18 protein-coding genes are annotated in these 19,525 nt (G+C 71.8%); 14 read left to right on the top strand and 4 right to left on the bottom strand.

Features of this window, described 5'->3' with window-relative positions; all coding sequences use genetic code 11:
• The first annotated feature begins 366 nt into the window (after nucleotides 1-366).
• From KBX53_RS00315 to KBX53_RS00295, 5 genes are all read left to right on the top strand, one after another.
• Nucleotides 367-540: a hypothetical protein gene (locus tag KBX53_RS00315; protein ID WP_167337273.1), complete on the top strand. Its 174-nt coding sequence runs from the start codon at nucleotides 367-369 to the stop codon at nucleotides 538-540.
• Entirely contained in the window at nucleotides 537-1,541 is a 1,005-nt protein-coding gene (locus tag KBX53_RS00310; protein ID WP_210857404.1) for a glycosyltransferase family 4 protein, read from the top strand. Before KBX53_RS00315 ends, KBX53_RS00310 begins: the two co-directional genes overlap by 4 nt.
• Nucleotides 1,542-1,657: 116 nt before the next feature.
• Nucleotides 1,658-2,794, top strand: coding sequence for a glycosyltransferase (locus KBX53_RS00305; protein WP_030329436.1), 1,137 nt, complete (start codon nucleotides 1,658-1,660; stop codon nucleotides 2,792-2,794).
• A gap of 44 nt (nucleotides 2,795-2,838) precedes the next feature.
• Nucleotides 2,839-3,843 carry a glycosyltransferase gene (locus KBX53_RS00300; RefSeq protein WP_309140679.1) on the top strand — a complete coding sequence of 335 codons (1,005 nt, stop codon included), beginning with the start codon at nucleotides 2,839-2,841 and terminating at the stop codon, nucleotides 3,841-3,843.
• On the top strand, nucleotides 3,840-5,330 hold the full coding sequence (locus KBX53_RS00295; protein ID WP_210857402.1) for a glycoside hydrolase family 130 protein: 1,491 nt from the start codon (nucleotides 3,840-3,842) through the stop codon (nucleotides 5,328-5,330). The genes KBX53_RS00300 and KBX53_RS00295 overlap by 4 nt, the downstream gene beginning before the upstream one ends.
• 55 nt (nucleotides 5,331-5,385) lie before the next feature.
• Here the strand turns inward: KBX53_RS00295 and KBX53_RS00290 are convergent, their stop codons facing one another.
• Nucleotides 5,386-6,366, bottom strand: a complete 981-nt coding sequence (locus KBX53_RS00290; protein ID WP_036410881.1) for an ice-binding family protein — start codon at nucleotides 6,364-6,366, stop codon at nucleotides 5,386-5,388.
• Nucleotides 6,367-6,674: 308 nt separating this feature from the next.
• Here KBX53_RS00290 and KBX53_RS00285 point away from each other — a divergent pair, with 308 nt between their 5' ends.
• Nucleotides 6,675-7,889 (top strand): PP2C family protein-serine/threonine phosphatase, encoded by a 1,215-nt coding sequence (locus tag KBX53_RS00285; protein WP_307857938.1) that lies wholly within the window; start codon nucleotides 6,675-6,677, stop codon nucleotides 7,887-7,889.
• A 67-nt stretch (nucleotides 7,890-7,956) separates the two neighbouring features.
• On the top strand, nucleotides 7,957-9,024 hold the full coding sequence (locus KBX53_RS00280) for a DUF2855 family protein (RefSeq protein WP_210857401.1): 1,068 nt from the start codon (nucleotides 7,957-7,959) through the stop codon (nucleotides 9,022-9,024).
• A 6-nt stretch (nucleotides 9,025-9,030) separates the two neighbouring features.
• Here KBX53_RS00280 and KBX53_RS00275 read toward each other — a convergent pair whose 3' ends face one another.
• Both KBX53_RS00275 and KBX53_RS00270 read right to left on the bottom strand, forming a co-directional pair.
• The gene (locus tag KBX53_RS00275) at nucleotides 9,031-9,753 is read right to left on the bottom strand and encodes a SigB/SigF/SigG family RNA polymerase sigma factor (protein ID WP_210857413.1); all 723 of its coding nucleotides are present in this window, start codon (nucleotides 9,751-9,753) and stop codon (nucleotides 9,031-9,033) included.
• A 307-nt stretch (nucleotides 9,754-10,060) separates the two neighbouring features.
• Complete coding sequence (locus KBX53_RS00270; protein ID WP_210857400.1) at nucleotides 10,061-10,246, bottom strand: hypothetical protein; 186 nt, start codon at nucleotides 10,244-10,246, stop codon at nucleotides 10,061-10,063.
• Nucleotides 10,247-10,565: 319 nt separating this feature from the next.
• Here KBX53_RS00270 and KBX53_RS00265 point away from each other — a divergent pair, with 319 nt between their 5' ends.
• Together KBX53_RS00265 and KBX53_RS00260 are read left to right on the top strand one after the other, a co-directional pair.
• Complete coding sequence (locus tag KBX53_RS00265) at nucleotides 10,566-12,449, top strand: sigma-70 family RNA polymerase sigma factor (RefSeq protein WP_210857399.1); 1,884 nt, start codon at nucleotides 10,566-10,568, stop codon at nucleotides 12,447-12,449.
• A 68-nt stretch (nucleotides 12,450-12,517) separates the two neighbouring features.
• Nucleotides 12,518-13,129: a DUF305 domain-containing protein gene (locus KBX53_RS00260; protein ID WP_247674895.1), complete on the top strand. Its 612-nt coding sequence runs from the start codon at nucleotides 12,518-12,520 to the stop codon at nucleotides 13,127-13,129.
• Between the two features lie 17 nt (nucleotides 13,130-13,146).
• Here KBX53_RS00260 and KBX53_RS00255 read toward each other — a convergent pair whose 3' ends face one another.
• The gene (locus KBX53_RS00255; RefSeq protein ID WP_210857398.1) at nucleotides 13,147-13,707 is read right to left on the bottom strand and encodes a GNAT family N-acetyltransferase; all 561 of its coding nucleotides are present in this window, start codon (nucleotides 13,705-13,707) and stop codon (nucleotides 13,147-13,149) included.
• 81 nt (nucleotides 13,708-13,788) lie between these two features.
• Here KBX53_RS00255 and KBX53_RS00250 point away from each other — a divergent pair, with 81 nt between their 5' ends.
• From KBX53_RS00250 to KBX53_RS00230, 5 genes are all read left to right on the top strand, one after another.
• Nucleotides 13,789-14,499 carry a siderophore-interacting protein gene (locus KBX53_RS00250; protein WP_210857397.1) on the top strand — a complete coding sequence of 237 codons (711 nt, stop codon included), beginning with the start codon at nucleotides 13,789-13,791 and terminating at the stop codon, nucleotides 14,497-14,499.
• A complete protein-coding gene (locus KBX53_RS00245) occupies nucleotides 14,496-15,782 on the top strand; it encodes an MFS transporter (protein ID WP_210857396.1) in 1,287 nt (428 codons plus the stop codon). The genes KBX53_RS00250 and KBX53_RS00245 overlap by 4 nt, the downstream gene beginning before the upstream one ends.
• Nucleotides 15,779-17,278, top strand: a complete 1,500-nt coding sequence (locus KBX53_RS00240; protein WP_210857395.1) for an MFS transporter — start codon at nucleotides 15,779-15,781, stop codon at nucleotides 17,276-17,278. Before KBX53_RS00245 ends, KBX53_RS00240 begins: the two co-directional genes overlap by 4 nt.
• A gap of 50 nt (nucleotides 17,279-17,328) precedes the next feature.
• Nucleotides 17,329-18,498 (top strand): acetyl-CoA carboxylase biotin carboxylase subunit family protein, encoded by a 1,170-nt coding sequence (locus KBX53_RS00235; RefSeq protein ID WP_210857411.1) that lies wholly within the window; start codon nucleotides 17,329-17,331, stop codon nucleotides 18,496-18,498.
• Nucleotides 18,495-19,525 (top strand): IucA/IucC family protein (locus tag KBX53_RS00230; protein ID WP_309140678.1); only part of this gene is annotated, 1,031 nt, incomplete at its 3' end. The genes KBX53_RS00235 and KBX53_RS00230, both read left to right, overlap by 4 nt.

Raw genomic sequence — 19,525 nt, 5'->3', positions numbered from 1 at the left:
AACTCGGGCAAAGCCGCTGGGACAGCCTCCTTGAGGTGCCGGATCCATCCCGCCGGGTGGCACCTTCCGAGCGCCCCGACTGCCCGTGCGTGTGCAGCCCCACGTCACGAGGCGTACGGTGGACATGTCGCCCGGGGCCCCGGTGGCCGTCAGACGCCGTCGCCACCAGCCCATCAGGGGCGTTACCGAACGTCATCCCCGTCGCCGCGACTCGCTGGTCGTGTTGACCGATCGCCGACCACATCCCGGCCGTCGGTTCCGCCCGTCGTCGCGGTTGGAACGGTTGGTGGTCCGGATCCGACCGCGCGTGCACACCACTGTCCGTGCGAATGATCGTTTTAAACACCTCAACCAGGGGAGCACCAGATGAGGATCGCCAGAGACAGGATCGTCACCGCACTTCGCGACCGGGGGCAGCAGGCACGGGCCGACTGGGTCGAGCGCGAGCTGCCGGAGCGCGTCGACCCGGCCAAGCACACCGGGCTGCTCGCCACCCTGAACCTCAACCCAGCTGATCTCGTCGACGCGTCCTCCCCTTGAGGATTGCGCTGCTCGGACCGGTCGCCTGGCGTACGCCCCCGCACCACTACGGCCCGTGGGAGCAGGTGACCGGCCTGCTCGCCGAGGGGCTGGTCAGGCGCGGGATCGACGTGACGCTCTTCGCGACACTGGACTCCGTCACCTCCGCCCAGCTCGACGGCGTCTGCCCACGGGGGTACGCGGACGACCCGGACCTGGACGGTCGGGTGTGGGAGGCGATGCACGTCTCCCACGCGATGGCCCGTTCGGCGCAGTTCGACCTGGTGCACAGTCACCTGGACTGGCTGCCCCTGGCGTTCGCGGAACACTGCCGCGCGCCGCTGCTGACCACAGTGCACGGCTTCTCCGGGGCGGGGATCCTGCCCGCCTACAGCCGCGCCCGCTCGTCGTACGTGTCGATCTCCGACGCCGACCGGGCGCCGGAGCTCGACTACGTGGCCACTGTGTATCACGGCGTCGACGTCGCCGGCCTGCCGTTCACCAGCGAGGCCGGTCCTGGGCTGGCCGCCTTCGGCCGGATCCACAGGGACAAGGGCACCCACACCGCGATCGAGATCGCCCGCCGCGCCGGCCGAACCCTGACGATTTGCGGGATCGTGCAGGACGAGCGGTACTTCGCCGAAGAGGTCGCCCCGCACATCGACGGCGACCAGGTCGTCTTCCTCGGGTCGGTGGGCCCGCGACGGCGTGCCGAGGTGCTGGGTGGCAGCACCGCGCTGTTGCACCCGATCGCCTTCGACGAGCCGTTCGGGCTGTCGGTGGTGGAATCGATGGTCTGTGGCACGCCGGTCGTCGCCTATCGGCGGGGGTCCATGCCCGAGGTCGTCGACGAGGGAGTGACGGGTCTCCTCGTCTCCACCGTCGACCAGGCCGTCGAGGCGATCAGCCAGGCTGCCGACCTCGACCGGGTGAAGTGTCGGGCGCGGGCTCTGGAGCGCTTCAGCGCGGAACGGATGGTCACCGACTATCTCGCCGTCTACGACAAGCTCCTCCTCACCTGACTGAGCCGCACCGCTCTCCGTTCCGCCGGTCACACACGCTGACCGGCGTGCGCCGTTCCCGCGTGAGGCTCACCGCGTACTCCTGCGGTGGCCGACTACCGGAAGGCCCGACGTACATGCCCAGCTACGGATTCCTCAGCACCCACCCACCGACCCGGTGCGGACTGGCCACCTTCAACGCGTCCCTCGCCGCTCAGCTGACTGCCGACGGCACCCTTGGTGGCATCGTCCGCGTCACCGATCACGGCGACGACCAGCGGCCCGCGCCCGGGGTGGTGCACACCTGGTCGGCGCGTGACCCGGCCGGCTGGCGGGAGGCGGCGGCCGCGCTGAACGCGTACGACGTGGCGATCGTCCAGCACGAGTACGGCATCTACCCCGGCGCCGACGGCGAGGAGGTCCTGCCGTTGCTGCGGCGGCTGAGCGTGCCGAGCATCGTGGTTCTGCACACCGTGCTCCGTCAGCCCTCGGCTCGGCAGAAATCCCTGTTGGAGCAGATCGTGGCGACCGCCGGAGCGGTGGTCACGATGACCGACACAGCCCGCGACCGGCTGCTCGTCGGGTACGCCGTGCCGGCGGGCAAGGTGACGGTGATTCCGCACGGCGCGGCCGAGCTTGCCGGTGTACCCGTCGACAGGCGTACCCGCCCGCACCTGCTGACCTGGGGTCTGCTCGGGCCGGGCAAGGGCATCGAGTGGTCGTTGCGGGCCCTCGCGCGGTTGCAGGACCTGGAACCGACTCCGACCTACACGGTGGCCGGGCGGACCCACCCGAAGGTGATCGAGCACCACGGTGAGGCGTACCGGGCGGGGCTGCACCAGCTCGGTGCCCAGCTGGGCGTCGCGCACGCCGTCGACTACCAGGACGTCTACCACGACCAGGAGGCGCTGGGCCGCCTGATCCGCTCCGCGGACGTGGTCGTCCTGCCCTACGACTCCCGCGAACAGGTCACCTCCGGCGTACTCATCGAAGCGGTGGCCGCCGGGGTGCCCGTCGTGGCGACGGCGTTCCCGCACGCCGTCGAACTGCTGACCGGTGGGCCCGGTCTGGTCGTACCCCACCAGAACCCGGCGGCACTGGCCAAGGCGATCCGACGGGTCCTGATCGAACCGGGCCTGGCCGCCCGGTTGGCCGGGCGGGTGCGTCCGCTGGCCGCGCACCTGCGTTGGCCTGCGGTAGCGGCCCGCTACGGCGCCCTCGCCGACGAGCTCGTCGAGGCCCGCTCTCCCGCCGTCAGCGCCGTGCCGGCGTGACGGCGACCACCGGGCGCCCCCGGACCTCGACGGTTGGGCGCTGGGTGACGGCACCCGCGCCGAGCTTCGCGCACCTGGCTCGGCTGAGCGACGACACCGGTCTGTTCGAGCACGCACGGCACGCCATCGTCCGGCGTGAGCATGGTTACTGCACCGACGACGTGGCGCGTGGCCTGGTGGTCGTCAGCCGTGAGCCGGAGCCGAGCGAGGAACTGCTCCGGCTGGCGGAGCGGTACCTCGCGTTCCTGACCCACGCGCAGGACGACGGCGGCGCGTTCCGCAACCGGCTCGGGCACGACCGGCGTTGGGTCGACGAACCAGGGCTCGGCGACTGGTGGGGTCGAGCTCTGTGGGGCCTGGGCACGGCCGTCGCCCGCAGCCCCGCCGCATGGGTACGCGAGGAGGCGCTTGTCGCCTTCAGCCGGGGCGCCACCCGGCGGACGAAGGCCCCGCACACGATGGCCTTCGCCGGTCTGGGCGCGGCCGAGGTGCTTCGTCGTCACCCCGGCCACGTCGCCGCCGCGTCCCTGGTGGCGGACGCGGCCAGCACGATCGGCCCGCCGGCCCCCGATCGCGGGTGGCCGTGGCCCCGGCAGGAGCTGACGTACGCCAACGCCGCCCTCGCCGAAGTGGTCATCGCCGCGAGTCAGCTTCGCGAGGGTGGCCCGCCCCTCGACGACGGCCTGCGCATGTTGACCTGGCTGCGCGATGTCCAGCTCCGCGATGGCCGGCTGTCTGTCGTACCCGCCGGGGGCTGGCGGCGCGGCGCCGTACGGCTGCACCACGACCAGCAGCCGATCGAGGTCGCCGCCTTCGCCGATGCCTGCGCCACGGCGGCCGTGGTCACCGGCGACCCGGTGTGGGACGACGGGGTGCGGCAGGCGGTCGGGTGGTTCCTCGGCGACAACGACCTCGGCACGCCGATGTGGGATCCCGCGACCGGCGGTGGCTACGACGGGCTGACCTCGCACGGGCCCAACCTCAACCAGGGCGCCGAGTCCACCCTCGCGCTCGTCTCCACCCTGCAGCACGCCCGGCGGTGGTCGTGACCCGGAGTCTGGCCGTCCGGCAGGACGTCACCCTCACCCCGGACCCACGCCGCGTCATCGTCAAGCTCTTCGTCCCGGGCGAGGATGCCGCAGTGGTACGGACCCGCGCGCAGGCGCTCATCGACCGGGTCGCGCACCTCGACGACGAGGAGACCGCCCGGCTGCTGCGGGACACCCTCGACCGGTTCGGCGCCCGGCACCGCGACCTGGCCGGCACCTTCCACCACCACTACGACCTGGTCCGGCACCGCGCCGCGCAGGCCCGCGACCTCTCGCCGAACAGCCGGCTGCTGGTGGGCGCCTACTTCAGCCACGAGTACGCCGTCGAGGCCGCCGCCCTGTGCAACCCATCGATGGTGGCCCACCCGGACCAGACCGATCTCGGCCCCGGGCAGCTGCGCGTCGCCATCAGCCTGCGCCAGATCGGGGAGGGCCACGTGTCCTCGATCGGTTTCGCCTCCGCGATCGTCGGACCGGGGGACCGGCTCACGATCGCCGATCGGACCGGGCCGTTGGCCGTCGGGCAACGGACGGGCGTACGGTACCGCCGAGACCTGCTCGTTGCCGGCCTGGCCGAGGAGGACTGCGACAACGAGGTCGCGGCCACGGTGCTGGACGCGTTGCCCGAGTGGTACGACGAGGTCGCCTTCGAGCGGGTGCTCGGCAACCTGCCACCCGACCTGCTCTCCCGCAGCACCGGGTTGGGGACCGTCGAACAACTGCGTCGTACCAACGCCGGTAGCTACGCCACGGCCTTCCCCGCGGACACGGTCCTGCACCAACGGGTGCTGTGGCCAGCCACCCCGGCGGAGAGCAACGGCATGGAGGACGCCCGGTTCGTCCGCTTCGTCGACGAATCCGGGCCGGTGTACCGGGCCACCTACACCGCCTACGACGGCCGGACCATCGCCACCCGCGCGCTGGCCAGCCACGACCTGCGCCGGTTCGAGATGACTCCGATGCGCGGGCCGGGTGCCCGGAACAAGGGGCTGGCGCTGTTCCCGCGCACCGTCGGCGGTCGGCACCTGGCACTGTGCCGTGCCGACGGCGAGACCATCGGCCTGACCGCTCTGGACGGCGAGCACCGCTGGCAGGCACCGACCCCGCTGCACGCACCGGGCGAGAGCTGGGAGTTGATCCAGGTCGGCAACTGCGGATCACCGATCGAGACCGACGTCGGCTGGCTCGTGCTCACCCACGGTGTCGGGCCGATGCGTCGGTACGCCATCGGTGCGCTCCTGCTCGACCTGCACACCCCGGAGCGGGTCGTCGCCCACCTGCCCGGCGCGCTTCTCGCACCCGACGAGGACGACCGGGACGGGTACGTGCCGAACGTCGTCTACTCCTGCGGCGCGCTCGTGCACGACGGTGAGCTGTGGGTGCCGTACGGCGCGAGTGACGCGCGGGTGGGATTCGGCGCCGTGCCGCTGTCCGCGCTCCTCAGCGCGATGGTCGAGGCCCCACCATCAGGCAACCGGCACGGATGAGCACCGGTGGTGCTGCCCCGGCGGCGGGTGAGTCACCGCCGCCGGGGCGCATCGGTCAGGACTCAGACCTGCGGCGTCGGTAGAGGAACAGCAGGGCCGCGCCGGTGGCGACGGCGACGCTGCCGATGCCGGTCAGGACGGGCAGCAGGGCTTCACCGCCGCTGCTGCCGGTCACGGGCAGCGCTGTGCGGGTGGGCCGCGCCGTGGGCTGCCCGGTCGGTGTGACCGTGGGCTGCCCGGTCGGCGTACCTGTGGGCTGCCCGGTCGGTGTGCCGGTCGGCGTGCCCGTGGGCTGGCCGGTCGGGGTGCCGGTTGGTGTCTGGGTGGGCGTTCCCGTCGGCTGGAGGCAGACGGGGGCGTTGATGGTGTTGGTGTCGAGGGTGACGGCGCCGGTCTGCGCCAGAGCCCGGCCCTGGAGGGTGGCTCCGGTGTTCATGGTGATCGAGGTCTGGGCCAGGATGTTGCCCATGAACCGGGTGCCGGTGTCGAGCGTGGCCGAGCTGCCCACCTGCCAGTAGACGTTGCAGGGCGAGGACCCGTTGATGAACACGACGCTGCTGTTGGGCGCGGTGACGAGCGTCGAGGCGATCTGGAAGATGAACACCGCCGCCGGGTCACCCTGACTGTCGAGCGTCAGGGTGCCGGTGAGCTGCGCGGCACCGATCCGATAGACCCCGGGGAGCAGCGTGGTGCCGCCCAGCTCGGCCGGCAGGTTGGTGAACGGAGTCCGGCCGGCGGCGTCGTTGTAGGCGGTGGTCAGGTCGTTCTTGGCCTGCAGGGCGACGGCGTCGCCGAGGTGGATTTCACCGCCGACGATGCCGGGCGGGAAGCCGGGCGCGGTGTTACCGGGGCTGACGCCGAGGCTCTGGGCGAGGAATGTTGGCCCGGTGTTGGTGACCGTGGTGCCGGCCAGCACGGAGAAGTTCGCCGCCGTGCCGAGGTCGACCGGTGCTTCGGCGGCCCTCGCCCCGGTACCACTGAAGATGAGTACGGCGACGGCGGTGCCGCTGGCGGCGACGGCCGCCAGTGCGGACATGGCCGCGCGTCCCGGATGGCTGAATAGTTTGGTTGTCACGACGTGCCCTTTCGCGAAGGCATCTCACCAGACGCCAGTTGTGCGGCGGCTGGAGGCCGCACCATCCACAGGGGTCTTGCTTATCGGACTTTTGCACGAGTACTTCGCAAAAAACGCAAAACCAGCGAGATAGATGGGGCGGGTGGGGTGAAAGGTGGGCCACCGGTCAGGCGCGGACGATCGGCCGACGAGAACCGCGGCGGGGCGAGGTAGCCTCACCGCTCGCACTACGTGCTCCTGCGATCGGGGAGGACAGGGGGAGGTGGAGCGTGGCCGACGTCGGCGAGGTGGTGCGTTGGTTGCAGCTCAACGCGCCCCAGGGCGGTCCGGACGAGGTGTCGCGGCTGGTGGCCCGGGCCGCGCCCATGATCAGTGCCAGCGAGATCGTGATCTATCTGGCCGACTACAAGCAGACCCTCCTCGTCCCGCTGCTCGGCGCGGGTCTCGACCGGGACCAGTTGCCGATCGAGACGACGCTCGCCGGCCGGGCCTTCACCACCCTCGACATCCAACGCGCGCCCGACAGTCCGGACCGGGTGTGGGTGCCACTGCTGCTCGGGTGTGAGCGGATGGGCGTGCTGGAGATCGTCTCGCCGGCCGCCGCCGACGAGACGATGGACGGCCCGGCCTGGGAGGTGGCGGTCAACGTCGCCCAGATCCTGGTCAACCGCCGGTCCTACGGTGACGTGGTCGAGCGGATGCGGCGGCGGATGCCGATGCAGGTCGCGGCCGAGATCGTGTGGGGTCTGCTGCCACCGCTGACCTTCGCCACCGACGACCTGGTGGTCACCGCCATCCTTGAACCGTGCTACGACGTCGGCGGCGACATCTTCGACTACGCGTTGAACGATGACGTGCTCAGCGTCGGGCTCTTCGACACCTGCGGGCACGGCATCAAGGCGAGCACCCTCGCCTCGCTGGTGGTCAGCGCGTACCGCAACGCCCGTCGATGCGGCCTCGACCTGGTCGACACGGCGATCAGCATCGACCGGTGGGTGCGGTCCGAGCATCCGAACTTCTTCGCCACCGGGTTGCTGATCGAGTTGGACCGTCGGACCGGCCACCTCAGCATGATCAACGCGGGGCATCCCGGTGCCATGCTGCTGCGTGACGGCAAGGCCGTCCGGGAACTTCCAGGGCCGACGGCTCTGCCGCTGGGGCTGGGTCACCTGTCCGCTCGCCGACCGCGAGTGCACGTGGAGAATCTGCACCCGGGTGACCGCCTGCTCGCCTACACCGACGGCATCACCGACGCCCGTAGCGCGCAGGGTGAGCAGTTCGGACTGGACCGGCTCGTCGACTTCGTCAACCGCGCCCTCAACGACGGGCTGCCCAGCCCGGAGACGATGCGTCGGCTGGTCCGCGCGGTCGTCGGCTACCAGGACGACCAGCTGGAGGATGACGCTACCGCCCTGTTCGTGGAGTGGCGGCCACCGCACCTGCCGCTCGCGCACCTGCGCGGCCTCGCCGCCGCCGGCTCCTGAGCGAGCAGTGGGATTTTGCACTCGCAGTGCACTTGTCTCCGATTGCGGGGCTGTCTAGCGTCACCTCATGGCTGACTCATGGACCTTCGCGGTGGCTCGGGACGACCTCGGGAAGACCACGCTCGTCGATGGCCCCATCCCCGCCGTGGCCGACGGCGAGGCGCTGCTGCGCGTGGACCGCGTCGGCCTCACCGCCAACAACGTGACCTACGCGGTGCTCGGTGACGCGATGCGCTACTGGCAGTTCTTCCCGCCGGCCGCCCAGGGGCTCGGACCGCAATGGGGGCTGCCGCCGCTCTGGGGCTTCGCCGAGGTGGTCGACTCGGCGGTGGCGGGGGTCGAGGTGGGGCAACGGATCTACGGTTACCTCCCGCCCGCCGGTCACCTCGTGGTGCGGCCGGACCGGGTGGACGGGTCCGGATTCCGCGAGGCGAGCCCGCACCGGGTCGAGCTGCCGTCGCCGTACAACGCGTACCGGTCGACCATCGGCGACCCGGCGTACCAGCGCGACCAGGAGGATCTGCTGATCCTGTTCCGGCCGCTCTTCTTCACCTCGTTCATGCTGGCCGACCAGGTTGTCGACAACGACTTCTACGGCGCCGAGGCGCTGCTGGTGTCGTCGGCGTCGAGCAAGACCGCGTACGCCGCCGCGTTCGAGATGCACCGGCGCGGGCCGCGCCTGGTCGGTCTCACCTCACCCGGCAACCTGGCCTTCACCAGGTCGCTCGGCTGCTACGACGAGGTCGTGTCGTACGACGACATGGACGCCCTCGACGTGGTCCCGACCGTTTACCTCGACCTGTCCGGCGCGCCCTCGACCCGTGCCGCCCTGCGGCGGCGCCTCGGTGACCGGCTCGTCCGGGACATCGCTGTCGGGCTCACCAACCAGACGCCGAACGCCGACGCCGCCGAGGAGGTGTTCTTCGCGCCGGTGCAGATGCGCAAGCGCAGCCACGACTGGGGCCGCGACGGGCTCGACGAGCGGTTCACCGCGGCGTGGCAACGCTTCGCCGCCGTGGTGAGCGGGTGGCTCGACGTTCGGGTCGGTGCCGGGCCGACGGCGCTGCAACACGCGTGGCTCGACGTTCTGGCCGGTCGTACGCCGCCACGGGTGGGCCACGTCGTCCAGCTCTGACCGGGCTCAGGCTGCGATGTCCTCGCTCAGTTGGCCGCGCAGCGCGGCCAGCGAGCGGGTGATCAGCCGGGACACGTGCATCTGCGATACGCCGATCCGGTCGGCGATCTGGGCCTGGGTCAGATTGCCGTGGAAGCGCAGGCTCAGGATCTGTCGTTCGCGTTCCGGCAGCGTGGCGAGGGCCGGCCCGAGGGCGATGCGGAGGTCGACAAGGTCGAAGGCCCGGTCGTCGTCGCCGAGGGTGTCCCCGAGTTCCCGGCTGCCGTCGGCCCCGACCGGGGTGGACAACGACGTGGCCCGGTAGGCGCGCGCACCCTCCAGCCCCTCCAGGACGGTCTCCTCGGACACGTCGAGGTAGGACGCGATGTCGGCGACGGTCGGCGAGCGGCCGAGGGTCTGGATCAGGGTGCTGTTCGCCGCGCTGATCGACAGGCGCAGCTCCTGGAGGCGGCGGGGCACGCGGACCGCCCAGGTGCGGTCCCGGAAGTACCGCTTGATCTCGCCGATGATGGTGGGGATGGCGTATCCGCTGAAGTCGACACCTCGGCTGTGGTCGAAGTTGTCGACGGCCTTGATGAGCCCGACGAAGGCGGTCTGGGCCAGGTCGTCGTCGGGTGCGCCGCGTCCGCCGTAGCGGCGCGCCAGGTGCCGGGCGAGCGGCAGCCACGCCTCGATGGCGCGGTCCCGCAGGGCTGGCCGGCGGGGGTCGTCGGCCGGGGTCGCCTTCATCTCGGCGAGGAGCTCATCCGGGCTCTGGTCGATGCTCCGCTGGTCGGTGCGGGTGCTGGTCGCGTTGTCGACGATGGTGGCCACGTGGGTGGTCCTTCCCGCAGGCCCGTCGATCGACCGGAAGGGTCTCCGAACCGGCTACCGCCGGAGCGCACATACGGGCGAAGGTGCGCTGTCGCAAGGCCACGAGCACGGGCCTCGCCGCCGCGTCATGTCGTTCACGTGATGCCTCGCACACTACCCGAAAGGCCGACCATTTCCCAACCGAAAGTATGAGTCCTGGCGTTCGCGGGAGAACGCCGCCGGGTCAGCCGCGCTGGTCCGGGGCGTCGACGGCGGCCGGTGCCGGCGAGGCCGACCGCACCGCGAACGGGTGGCGCAGCTGCCGCATCGCCTCCTCGCTGCTGTCGAAGGTCACCGCCGGTCCGTCCAACGCCTCGCCGTTGGAGGTGGCGAGGAACAGGACGGGTCGACCGTTGTCGTTCGGTGTCATGCGGGGATCCTGTCTCTACGAGAGGGGTGCGTCTGGCCTCGGCAACATCGGCCGTGCGACCTGGTGACGCGTCGGCGCACACGCTGGCGCCCGAATGCGGGTGTCCCGTGCACGGGCGAACGCCCGGCGACACCGACACCCCGCACCATACCCGGCATCGTCGCCCGGTATGCGCCGCCGGCGAACCCGCGTCGCTTGTGGCGGACCGACCGCCCGGGAATTCTGTAATCCCACCCGCTGCCGCGAGTCTCCGATCCTGAGGGCGGTCAGCGCACCCAGCGTGGGCACCGCGCGGACGAGCACACGAGGAGTGAGACGCATGTCGTCAGCCGGTCGAGCACTGCCCGATGTCGGGTTGGTCGTCGCGGCCCGGCAGGGCGACCAGCGCGCTCTCGACGACGTCGTCACGGCCTCGCTCCCGCTGGTCTACAACATCGTCGGGCGTGCGTTGCGCGGGCACGCCGACGTCGACGACGTGGTCCAGGAGACGTTGGTACGGGTGATCCGGTACCTGCCCGCGCTCAACGACCCGGCGGCCTACCGGTCCTGGCTCGTGGCGATCACCATCCGGCAGGTGCGTGACTGGGAGACGCGCCGACGCGTCGCGCTCAACCGCGACGCCGGGCTCGACGCGATCCACAACGTGCCCGACCCCGCCTCCGACTTCGCGGGGATGACGATTCTCCGGCTCGGCCTCACCGACCAACGACGTGAGGTGGCCGAGGCGACCCGCTGGCTCGACCCGGACGACCAGGAACTGCTCTCGCTGTGGTGGCTGGAGGAGACCGGCGAGATCACCCGCAACGAGGTCGCCGACGCCCTCGGTTTGTCACCCGGGCACGTCGCGGTGCGGATCCACCGGATGAAGGAGCAGATCCAGAGCGCCCGCGCCGTCGTACGCGCGCTCCGCGCCCGCCCCGGCTGCCCGGAACTGGGCGCCGTGACCGCCGAGTGGGACGGCACACCCAGCTCGCTGTGGCGCAAGCGACTGGCTCGACACGTCCGCGACTGCGCGTTCTGTGTCCGGTTGGGAAGCACGCTCCTGCCCATCGACCGCCTGCTCGCCGGCCTGCCGTTGCTGCCGCTGCCGGCGGGTCTCGGCGCCCACCTGCCGAACGTGTCCGCCCCGGCGGCCGCCCCGGCGGCCGCCGCGTCGGCCGTCGCCCCGCCGAGCCCGGCGGTCGGACCCGCCGCCGGGCCGACCCCGCCCACCGATGGCGGTAGTGGACAGAGCGTCGTCGGCCTCGCGGCGAACCGGCCCCGTGGCCTGGTGCCGTCCCTCGTCGCCGGGGTGGCCGCCGCCGTCCTGGCCATCACCATGGCGGTGGTGATCCAGCCGGACGATCCGTCCGCACCCTCCTGGGCGGCGCCGCCGTCCGCGGCACCCACCGCAGTCGTCACCCCGAGCGTCGCACCGCCGCCGAGCGCACGACCCGCGTCGAAAGCGCCGGTGCCGCCGGTGGTCAGCTCCGCGCGCAAGGGCGTCGGGGTGTGGAACTTCGCCGGGGCGAGTCAGGCGTTGGCGAACTCCAAGGCCGGCTGGTACTACACCTGGGGCACCCAGCACCCGGGAATCAGCACTCCGCGCGGTGCGACGTTCGTGCCGATGATCCGCAGCGCGGAGAACGTCACCGCCACGGAGCTGGCGCGGGCCAGGGCCGCCGGGCCGTACCTGCTCACCTTCAACGAGCCGGACCTGGCCGAGCAGGCGAACATGACCGTCGAGCAGGCGTTGGACCTGTGGCCGCAGTTGATGGCGACGGGCAGCAGGCTGGGCAGCCCGGCGGTCGCCTGGGGCGCGCCGGACCCGCAGGGTTGGCTGGACAGGTTCATGACCGGCGCGCAGGCCCGTGGCCACCGGGTCGACTTCATCACGCTGCACTGGTTCGGTGCCGACTTCACCACCGCCACCGCCGTGGCCCAACTCCGGCAGTACCTACAGGCTGTCTACCAGCGGTACCGGAAGCCGATCTGGCTGACCGAGTTCGCGCTGATCCGCTTCGGCGGGGGCGGTTCGCAGTTTCCCTCTCCGGAGCAGCAGGCGGCCTTCCTCACCGCGGCCACCGCCATGCTCGGGCAACTCCCGTACCTGCAGCGTTACGCCTGGTTCGGGCTCCCCGCCACGGACCAGGACCGGTCCGGGCTGTTCCGCGACGGGACCGAGGCGACAGCGGTCGGCCGCGCGTTCCAAGCCGCCCGTTGAGCGCCGACGAACGGAGGGCCGAGCAGATCATGGCGGAGCGTCCCGGGTCTCGCGTCCGGACCGGTCGGATGGTCGGCGTCGTCGTGACAGTGGTCGCGACCGCGCTGGCCGTCGGGCTCACCAACGGTTGGGGACGAACCGAACCGGCCCCGGTGTCCTCGTCGGCAACCAGCCCACCGGCCGCCGCGGTGCCGACCGTGCCGGTGGTGCTCAGCGGCACCGACGACGCCTTCATCCAACTGCTGATCCCGATGAACGAGGGCGCGCTCGCGCTGATCGACCAGCTCGACACCCGGCCGGCGGACGCTGATCCGTCGTTGCGGGCCCTCCTCGGCGAGCTTCGGACGGCTCATCAGGCCGAGCTGCGGGACCTGCGTGGGCTGTTGGCCGCGGACAACGTGCCGGAGCTGAACATCCACGAGGGGCACCAGATGCCCGGCATGGTCACCGAGGCCAGCCTCGCCGAGCTGCGTGCCGCCCCCGACGTCGAGGTGCCGTCCCGCGCCGCCGCGCTGATCCGGGCGCACCTCGCGCAGACAGTGGTGCTGTGCCGGGGCGAGCAGACCGCCGGTGGGAGCCCGGAGTTGAAGGCGTTCGCCAGCCGGATTCAACAGGCGCGCATCGCCGAGCTGAGCGCGCTGGACAATCGGCTCGGCGCGCCCACCGCCACCAGCCAGTAGTCGGTGGGCGTCGGCGGTCAGGCCGGTGTCTGGTGTCTCGCCGCGAACCGGGCGCGCGTCAGGAACGCGAGTTGGGCCCGCTTGTCCGGCATGTCAATCTCCGAGTCGAGGGTGAAGCCCTCGATCTCCAGTCGGCGCAGGGCGAGGTGGTTGCGGACGTCCGGCTCGACCACGATCCGCTGCGCGGCCGGATCGCGGAACAGGAAGCGGGCCACGGCCGGGCCGACCGCGTTGGTGAGGCTGCGGGCGAGGCGTCGGTCGGGGCTGAGCAGCAGGTGCATTCCCACGTCGCCGGGCTGGACGGGGTAGCGCTCGCCGACCGGGTCCGCCTCGGGCTGATAGGTCTGGAAGAGGCCCACAGGCTCGTCGTCGATCAAGATCAGGTACGCGTGGTGAGTGGGCAGGCTGTCCACAAAGGCGTAGATCTCGCGCACTTCTTCCAGGGTGTGGGAACCCATGCCCCAGAAGGAGTTGCGGGGAAGGGTCACCCAGCCGTGCAGGAGGGCGGCGTCCCGGTCGGGGTTCACGGTCACCAACGACAGCTCGCCGAGGCCGGCGATCTTCTCCTGGTACGTCATCGGGCGCTGTCCTCTGTTCCATCCGGGGCGCAACTTAGGTTAACCTCCCCTAACCAAGGATGACCTTACCTGGAGGGGTGCGTGAAGCGGAACTGGGAGGCCCTGGTCCTCAAGGCCATGGGAGGTCGGGACTTTCGGTTGACCGTCCTGAGCACCGAGTCGATCGATGGGCACTACCAGCGGCTTCTCCTGGACGGGGGCGGGCTGCTGGAGGCGTGCGGGGTGCACCCGACGATGTGGATCCGGCTGTGGTTCGACAACGACGGGCGGGCACACCAGCGCGCCTACACGTTGGTCGACCCCGACCCGGCCACCGGCCGCTTCACCCTCGAATTCGCCATCCATGACGGCTGCGCGGCCCGCTGGGCCACCACGGCCACTGTCGGCGACACCATCAGCGCGACCGTCCAGGGCAGCGCGTTCGAGTTGCCCGACCCCGCGCCCGACCATCTCTACCTCGTCGGCGACGCGGCCTCCCTGCCCGCGGTGAACAGCCTGCTCGACGCCGGTGCCGACATCCCGGCCACGGTCTGGCTGGAGTACGCCCACGAGGGCGAGAAGGCGCTCGCGCTGCGGGCCCGGGCGCACCACGAGGTCACCTGGGTGCCTCGGCGCGACGCGGGGCAACATCTCGTCGACACGGTCTGCGCCGCCCTGCCGACCGGCGACACGGGCCACTACTGGGTGGCCTGCGAGGCGGCCACCACCAGGGGCATCACCCGACACCTGCGCAAGACGCTGGGCGTCGACAAGGACCGCCTGACCTCCCTCGGCTACTGGAAAGCGGCATGAAGGGCCGGCTCGGCACCCTGACCGCGCTGTACGTCACCCAGTACCTCGGCGTCGGCTTCATCACCGTCGGGCTCACCGCCATCCTGCGCGACGGCGGCACCTCGCTGGACACGCTGGCGCTGTTGCAGATCGTCGGCCTGATCTGGCCCATCAAGTTCCTCTGGGCGCCGATCCTCGACCGGTACGGCTCCCGGCACCGCGGCCACTACCGTTCCTGGCTGCTCGTCCTGCAGAGCGCCCTGGTGCTGGCCCTGTTGGCGCTGCTGCCGTTCGCCAGCCCGGCCGACGCGCTCGGCCCGATCGTCGCGATCTGCGCCGCGTACGTGTTCTTCTCGGCCACCCAGGACATCGCCGTGGACGCCGTCGCGGTGCGCATGCTCGCCGAGTCGGCCCGGGGGACCGGCAACGGCATCCAGGTCGCCGCGAGCTACCTCGGCAACCTGCTCGGTGGTGGGGCCTGCGTCCTGGTCTACGACCAGTTCGGTTGGGCGTCGGCGATCGGGCTGCTGGTCGCGATGACGGCGGTCGGCCTGGTGGTGGTGTGGCGGTTCCGGGAGCCTCCCCGTACCGATCGGGTGGCCCGGATCGGCACTGCCTACCGGGCGCTGCGGTCGGTGGTCGGGCAGCCCGGCGGCCGGTGGTGGACGGTCGGCGTGGAGCCGCTGGACTACGTCGGCGCGGGAATGGCGTACGCCCTGGTCACCCCCGCTCTGGTCGACGCCGGCTGGTCGTTGGGTCGGATCGGCGTGGTCACCGGCGTGGTGACCAGCGCCCCGGCCATCGTCGCGGGTCTGGTCGCCGGGCTCGGGGTCGGACGGTTCGGGCGCGGTGGCGTGCTCGTGGCCGGTGGCCTCGCGCTCACGGTGTCGACGTTGCTGCTGCTGCCCCTGATGAACGGCCAGGCGCCGCTGGGTGGGACGGTCGCCGCGCTCTGTTGCTTCATGGTGGCCTACACCATCGCCAACGTCGTGCTCTACACGGTCAACATGGACTACTCGCGACCGGACACCGGTGGCACCGACTTCACCGTCCTGTCGTCGTTCGGCCTGGTCTGCTCGTTCGTGGCGTCATCCATCGGTCTCGCGGCGGCCGAGCGGGTCGGCTATCCGGCGGTCGCCGTCGCGGCCATCGTGCTGGTGGCCGCCGGGGTCGTCCTCGGCCTCGCCCACCAGCGGCGATTCCCGCACCGGCCCAGCCCGACCGCCGGCCTGCCCGTCGGCCGGTCGACCCCCGACGCAGCTGTCGAGCGGCCCGCAGCGGACGGCGCCAAGGCGGTGGCGTGACCAGCGTCCAGCCGGCCACCGACACCGCGACACCGGTACGACTGCCACAGCGATGGCTCATCCTGGCCGTGCTGTGCGTCGCGCAGCTGGTCGTGGTGCTGGACAACACCGTGCTGACGGTGGCGGTGCCGGTGCTCACCACCGAGCTGGGCGCCAGCACCGCCGAGGTGCAATGGATGATCAACGCGTACGCGTTGGTGCTGTCCGGGTTGCTGCTCACCGCCGGCAGCGCCGCGGACCGGTACGGTCGCCGCCGGATGTTGCTCGCCGGGCTCGTCCTGTTCGGGGCCGGCTCGCTGGCCGCCGGTCTCGCAAGTACCAGCGGACAGTTGATCGCCGCGCGGGCCGGCATGGGCGTCGGCGGCGCGCTGCTGGTCACCTCGACGCTCGCGGTGGCGATGCAGGTCTTCGACGCCGCCGAGCGGTCCCGGGCGTACGGCGTCTGGGCTGCCACCAGCGCGTTGGGTATCGCCATCGGGCCACCGATCGGCGGCACCATCCTCGCCCATCTGCCCTGGGGCGCGCTCTTCCTGATGAACGTGCCGATCGTGCTGGTCTGCCTGCTCGTCGGTCGCGCGCTGGTCCCCGAGTCCCGCGGGCCGGCCGGCGGTCGACTCGACGTGCCCGGCGCCGTGCTCTCCACCGCCGGTCTGACCGCTGTCGTCTGGGCGATCATCTCCGGGCCGGAGCGCGGGTGGACGTCGACCGAGGTGATCGGTGTGGCGATCGTCGGCGTACTGGTGCTCGGGATCTTCGTGCGGTGGGAGCGACGGATTCCACATCCGATGCTGGACATGGGCTTCTTCCGGGACCAGCGCTTCGTCGGTGCGATCTCCGGAGTCGTGCTGATCACGTTCGGTGCCACCGGCGCGCTCTTTCTGCTCACCCAGCACCTCCAGTTCGTGCGGGGTTACCCGGCCTGGGAGGCCGGCCTGCGGATGGCGCCCTTCGCGCTGTCCATCGTGCTGCTCAACGTCAGTGGTGTCGTCGCGGGCGTGATCCGTCGGCTCGGCCTGGCGGTCGCCATCGCCGTCGGTATGACGCTGCTCGCGGCCGGGCTGGCGCTGGTCACCCTCTTCCCGTCCGACGGGTACGCGGTGCTGCTGGCGGGGCTGATCGTCATGGGCGCCGGTTGCGCGCTGGCCAACCCGGCCATCGTCGAGGCCGTGATGAGCGCGATCCCGGCGGCGAAGGCCGGCGCTGGCGCGGGGGTCGACGGCACCATGACCGAGGTGGGCAGCAGCCTCGGCATCGCGGTGCTGGGTGCCGTGCTGAACGCCCGGTTCGCGGCGCTGCTGCCGGCGGCGGTGGCCGGCGCCGGATCGTTCCCCGCGGCTCTCGCCGCCGCCCGCGACGGTGCCGAGCGGGAGGCAGTGACTGTCGCCTTCGCCTCGGCGCTGGAGACGGGACAGCTGGTGGGCGCGGCAGCGGTGCTGATCGGTGGTCTGGTGGCCGCCGGACTGCTGCACCGGGCAGACCGCACCATTTCCACCTAATAAGGGTAGGCTACCCTAATCGTGACATCGTGGTAGTCGACGGAGGCGGTATGCGGCTCTACCTGACCGCGCTCAACCCCACCGACGCCGTCCTGCACGGGTTCCTTCCGGCGGCGGCGTCCCTCGGGTTGCCGGCCACTGTGCTGACCGACCGTCCCGCCGAATGGCCTGCGGACGTGCCGGTGACGCGGTGCGCGGTCCGCGACGCGGCAGCCGTGGTCGCGGCGACGGCAGCGAGCCGACCGGTGGCGCTACTGTCCAACAGCGACCACCTCCAGGAGGCCACCGCGATCGCCGCCCGAAAGCTCGGCCTGCCCGGCAAGGACCCGGACGCCGCCCGTCTCTGCAAGGACAAGGCCGCCGCCCGCCGGGTGATCGCCGCCGCGGGCCTCGACCGGGTACGCGTCGTCACCGTCGACCCCGCAGCCCCACCAAAGGTGCCGAACGAGATGTTCCCGGCGGTGGTCAAGCCCCGCGAGGGGGTGGCCAGTGAGGACGCGTACCTGGTGGTCGACCACGCCGAGCTGGTCGCCCGGGTCGCCGAGATCCGCAACCGGCGGCCCGACGTGGCGCTGGTGGTCGAGGAGTACCTCGACGGTGAACTGCGGACCTTCGAGACCCTCGGCGACGGCACCGAGCTGGCCTCCCTCGGCGGGTGGCGCACCGCCCTCGGCCCGCCACCGACCTTCACCGAGGAGAGCCTCGCCTGGTCGCCCCCGGCAGAGCCGGCGCGCACCCAGCTCCGGGCCCGACTCGACGCGCTCGGGGTCGGCTTCGGCGCCTGCCACACCGAGTACGTCATCTCCGACGGCCGGGTCCGGCTCATCGAGGTGAACTACCGCCTCATCGGTGACCGGATGGACCTGATCCTCGCCGAACTGCTCGGTGTGCCGCTGTTCGAGTACGTCATCCGGCTGCACCTGGGCGAGCCGCTGTCCGCCCTGCGCCTGCCCGACACCGTCGACCGACACGCCCGGGTCGAGTACGTCTGCGCGGACCGGTCCGGCCGTCTCGTCGCCGCGCCGGGCCGGCTGGACACCGTCCACGGCGACGTCCGGTTGGGCTGCCACCCGTTGCGCGAGGTGGGCCGCACCGCCGCGCACACCGGCACCAACCGCGACTACCTCGCCGTGCTGCACGGCATCGGCCCCGACGAGAACGCCGTCCGGCAGTCACTGGCGGCCCTCCGCGGCGACCTGCAGTGGACCATCGTCGAGTGAGCGACGACTGCGAGCGCGAGGTCTTCACCCGGGTGCTCGACGCCCTGCTGCGCGAGGATCACCTCGGTCTGCTCACCGCCGGCCGCCCGGACGGGCCCGACTGGTGGCAGGTGTCGCACCCCGCCGGCCGGCTGCGCATACCGGTCCGGGCGGACGGGTTCCAGCAAGCCCTGCGCAGCTCCGCGCCGACGGTCCTGCTGGTGGACGGCAGTGGCGACGCGCGGCGTACGGAGACCCTGGAGGGGTTGTTGACGCTGCTCGCCCCGCACGGCAACGCCGAGGCCGAGGCCGGCTGGCGGGACTTCGCCGTCGAGTGCCGCGCCGACCTGCGAGCCCGGCGGCTCGCCGCCCGGAACCGGGAGCGGGTGTTCACCGAGGTGGCCGCCGAACGGGCGAGCACCCCGACCGGCCTGCCGACGGCGCTCCTGGACGACGTGCTCGCCGCCCACCAGGGCCACCCCGTCTATCCCACCGACCGGTGTCGGCACGGTCTGCGCGACGGCGAACTGCTCCGGTACGCCCCGGAGCACGCTCCACGCTTCGCGCTGCGCTGGTACGCCGCCCCCGCCACGGACGTCCGGCTCACCGGCCAACTCCCGCCCTGGTGGCCGCCCGCGCCGCGACCGGATCAGCTGCTGCTGCCGGCGCATCCGCTCACCGTGACACGCGACGCGCTCCCGGTGGTCGACCTGCCGGTGACCCCGGTGCGACCCACCCTCTCCATGCGGACGGTGGCACTCGACCACGACCCGTACCTGCATCTCAAACTGCCGCTGCCGACAGCGAGTCTCGGCGCGCGCAATCGACGCACCCTGCAACCGGGTTCGCTCGCCGACGGCGCGGCCGTCGCGGCACTGCTCGACCGGATCGCCAGCACCGCACCCCGCTTCGTCGGCCGGATCCGGCACGCCGACGAGAGCACCTGGGCGCACGTCGACGGCGACGAGCGACGAGGTTTCCTGCTCCGCCGGTTTCCGCGCGACCTGGCCGGCGTTCAGGTGGTGCCGGTCGCGGCCCTCGCCGCCGC

The organism is Micromonospora sp. M51, from assembly GCF_018070305.1.
GTDB lineage: Bacteria > Actinomycetota > Actinomycetes > Mycobacteriales > Micromonosporaceae > Micromonospora > Micromonospora parva.
Note: the sequence above shows the minus strand (reverse complement) of the source record. Positions and strands in the feature narration are given on the sequence as shown.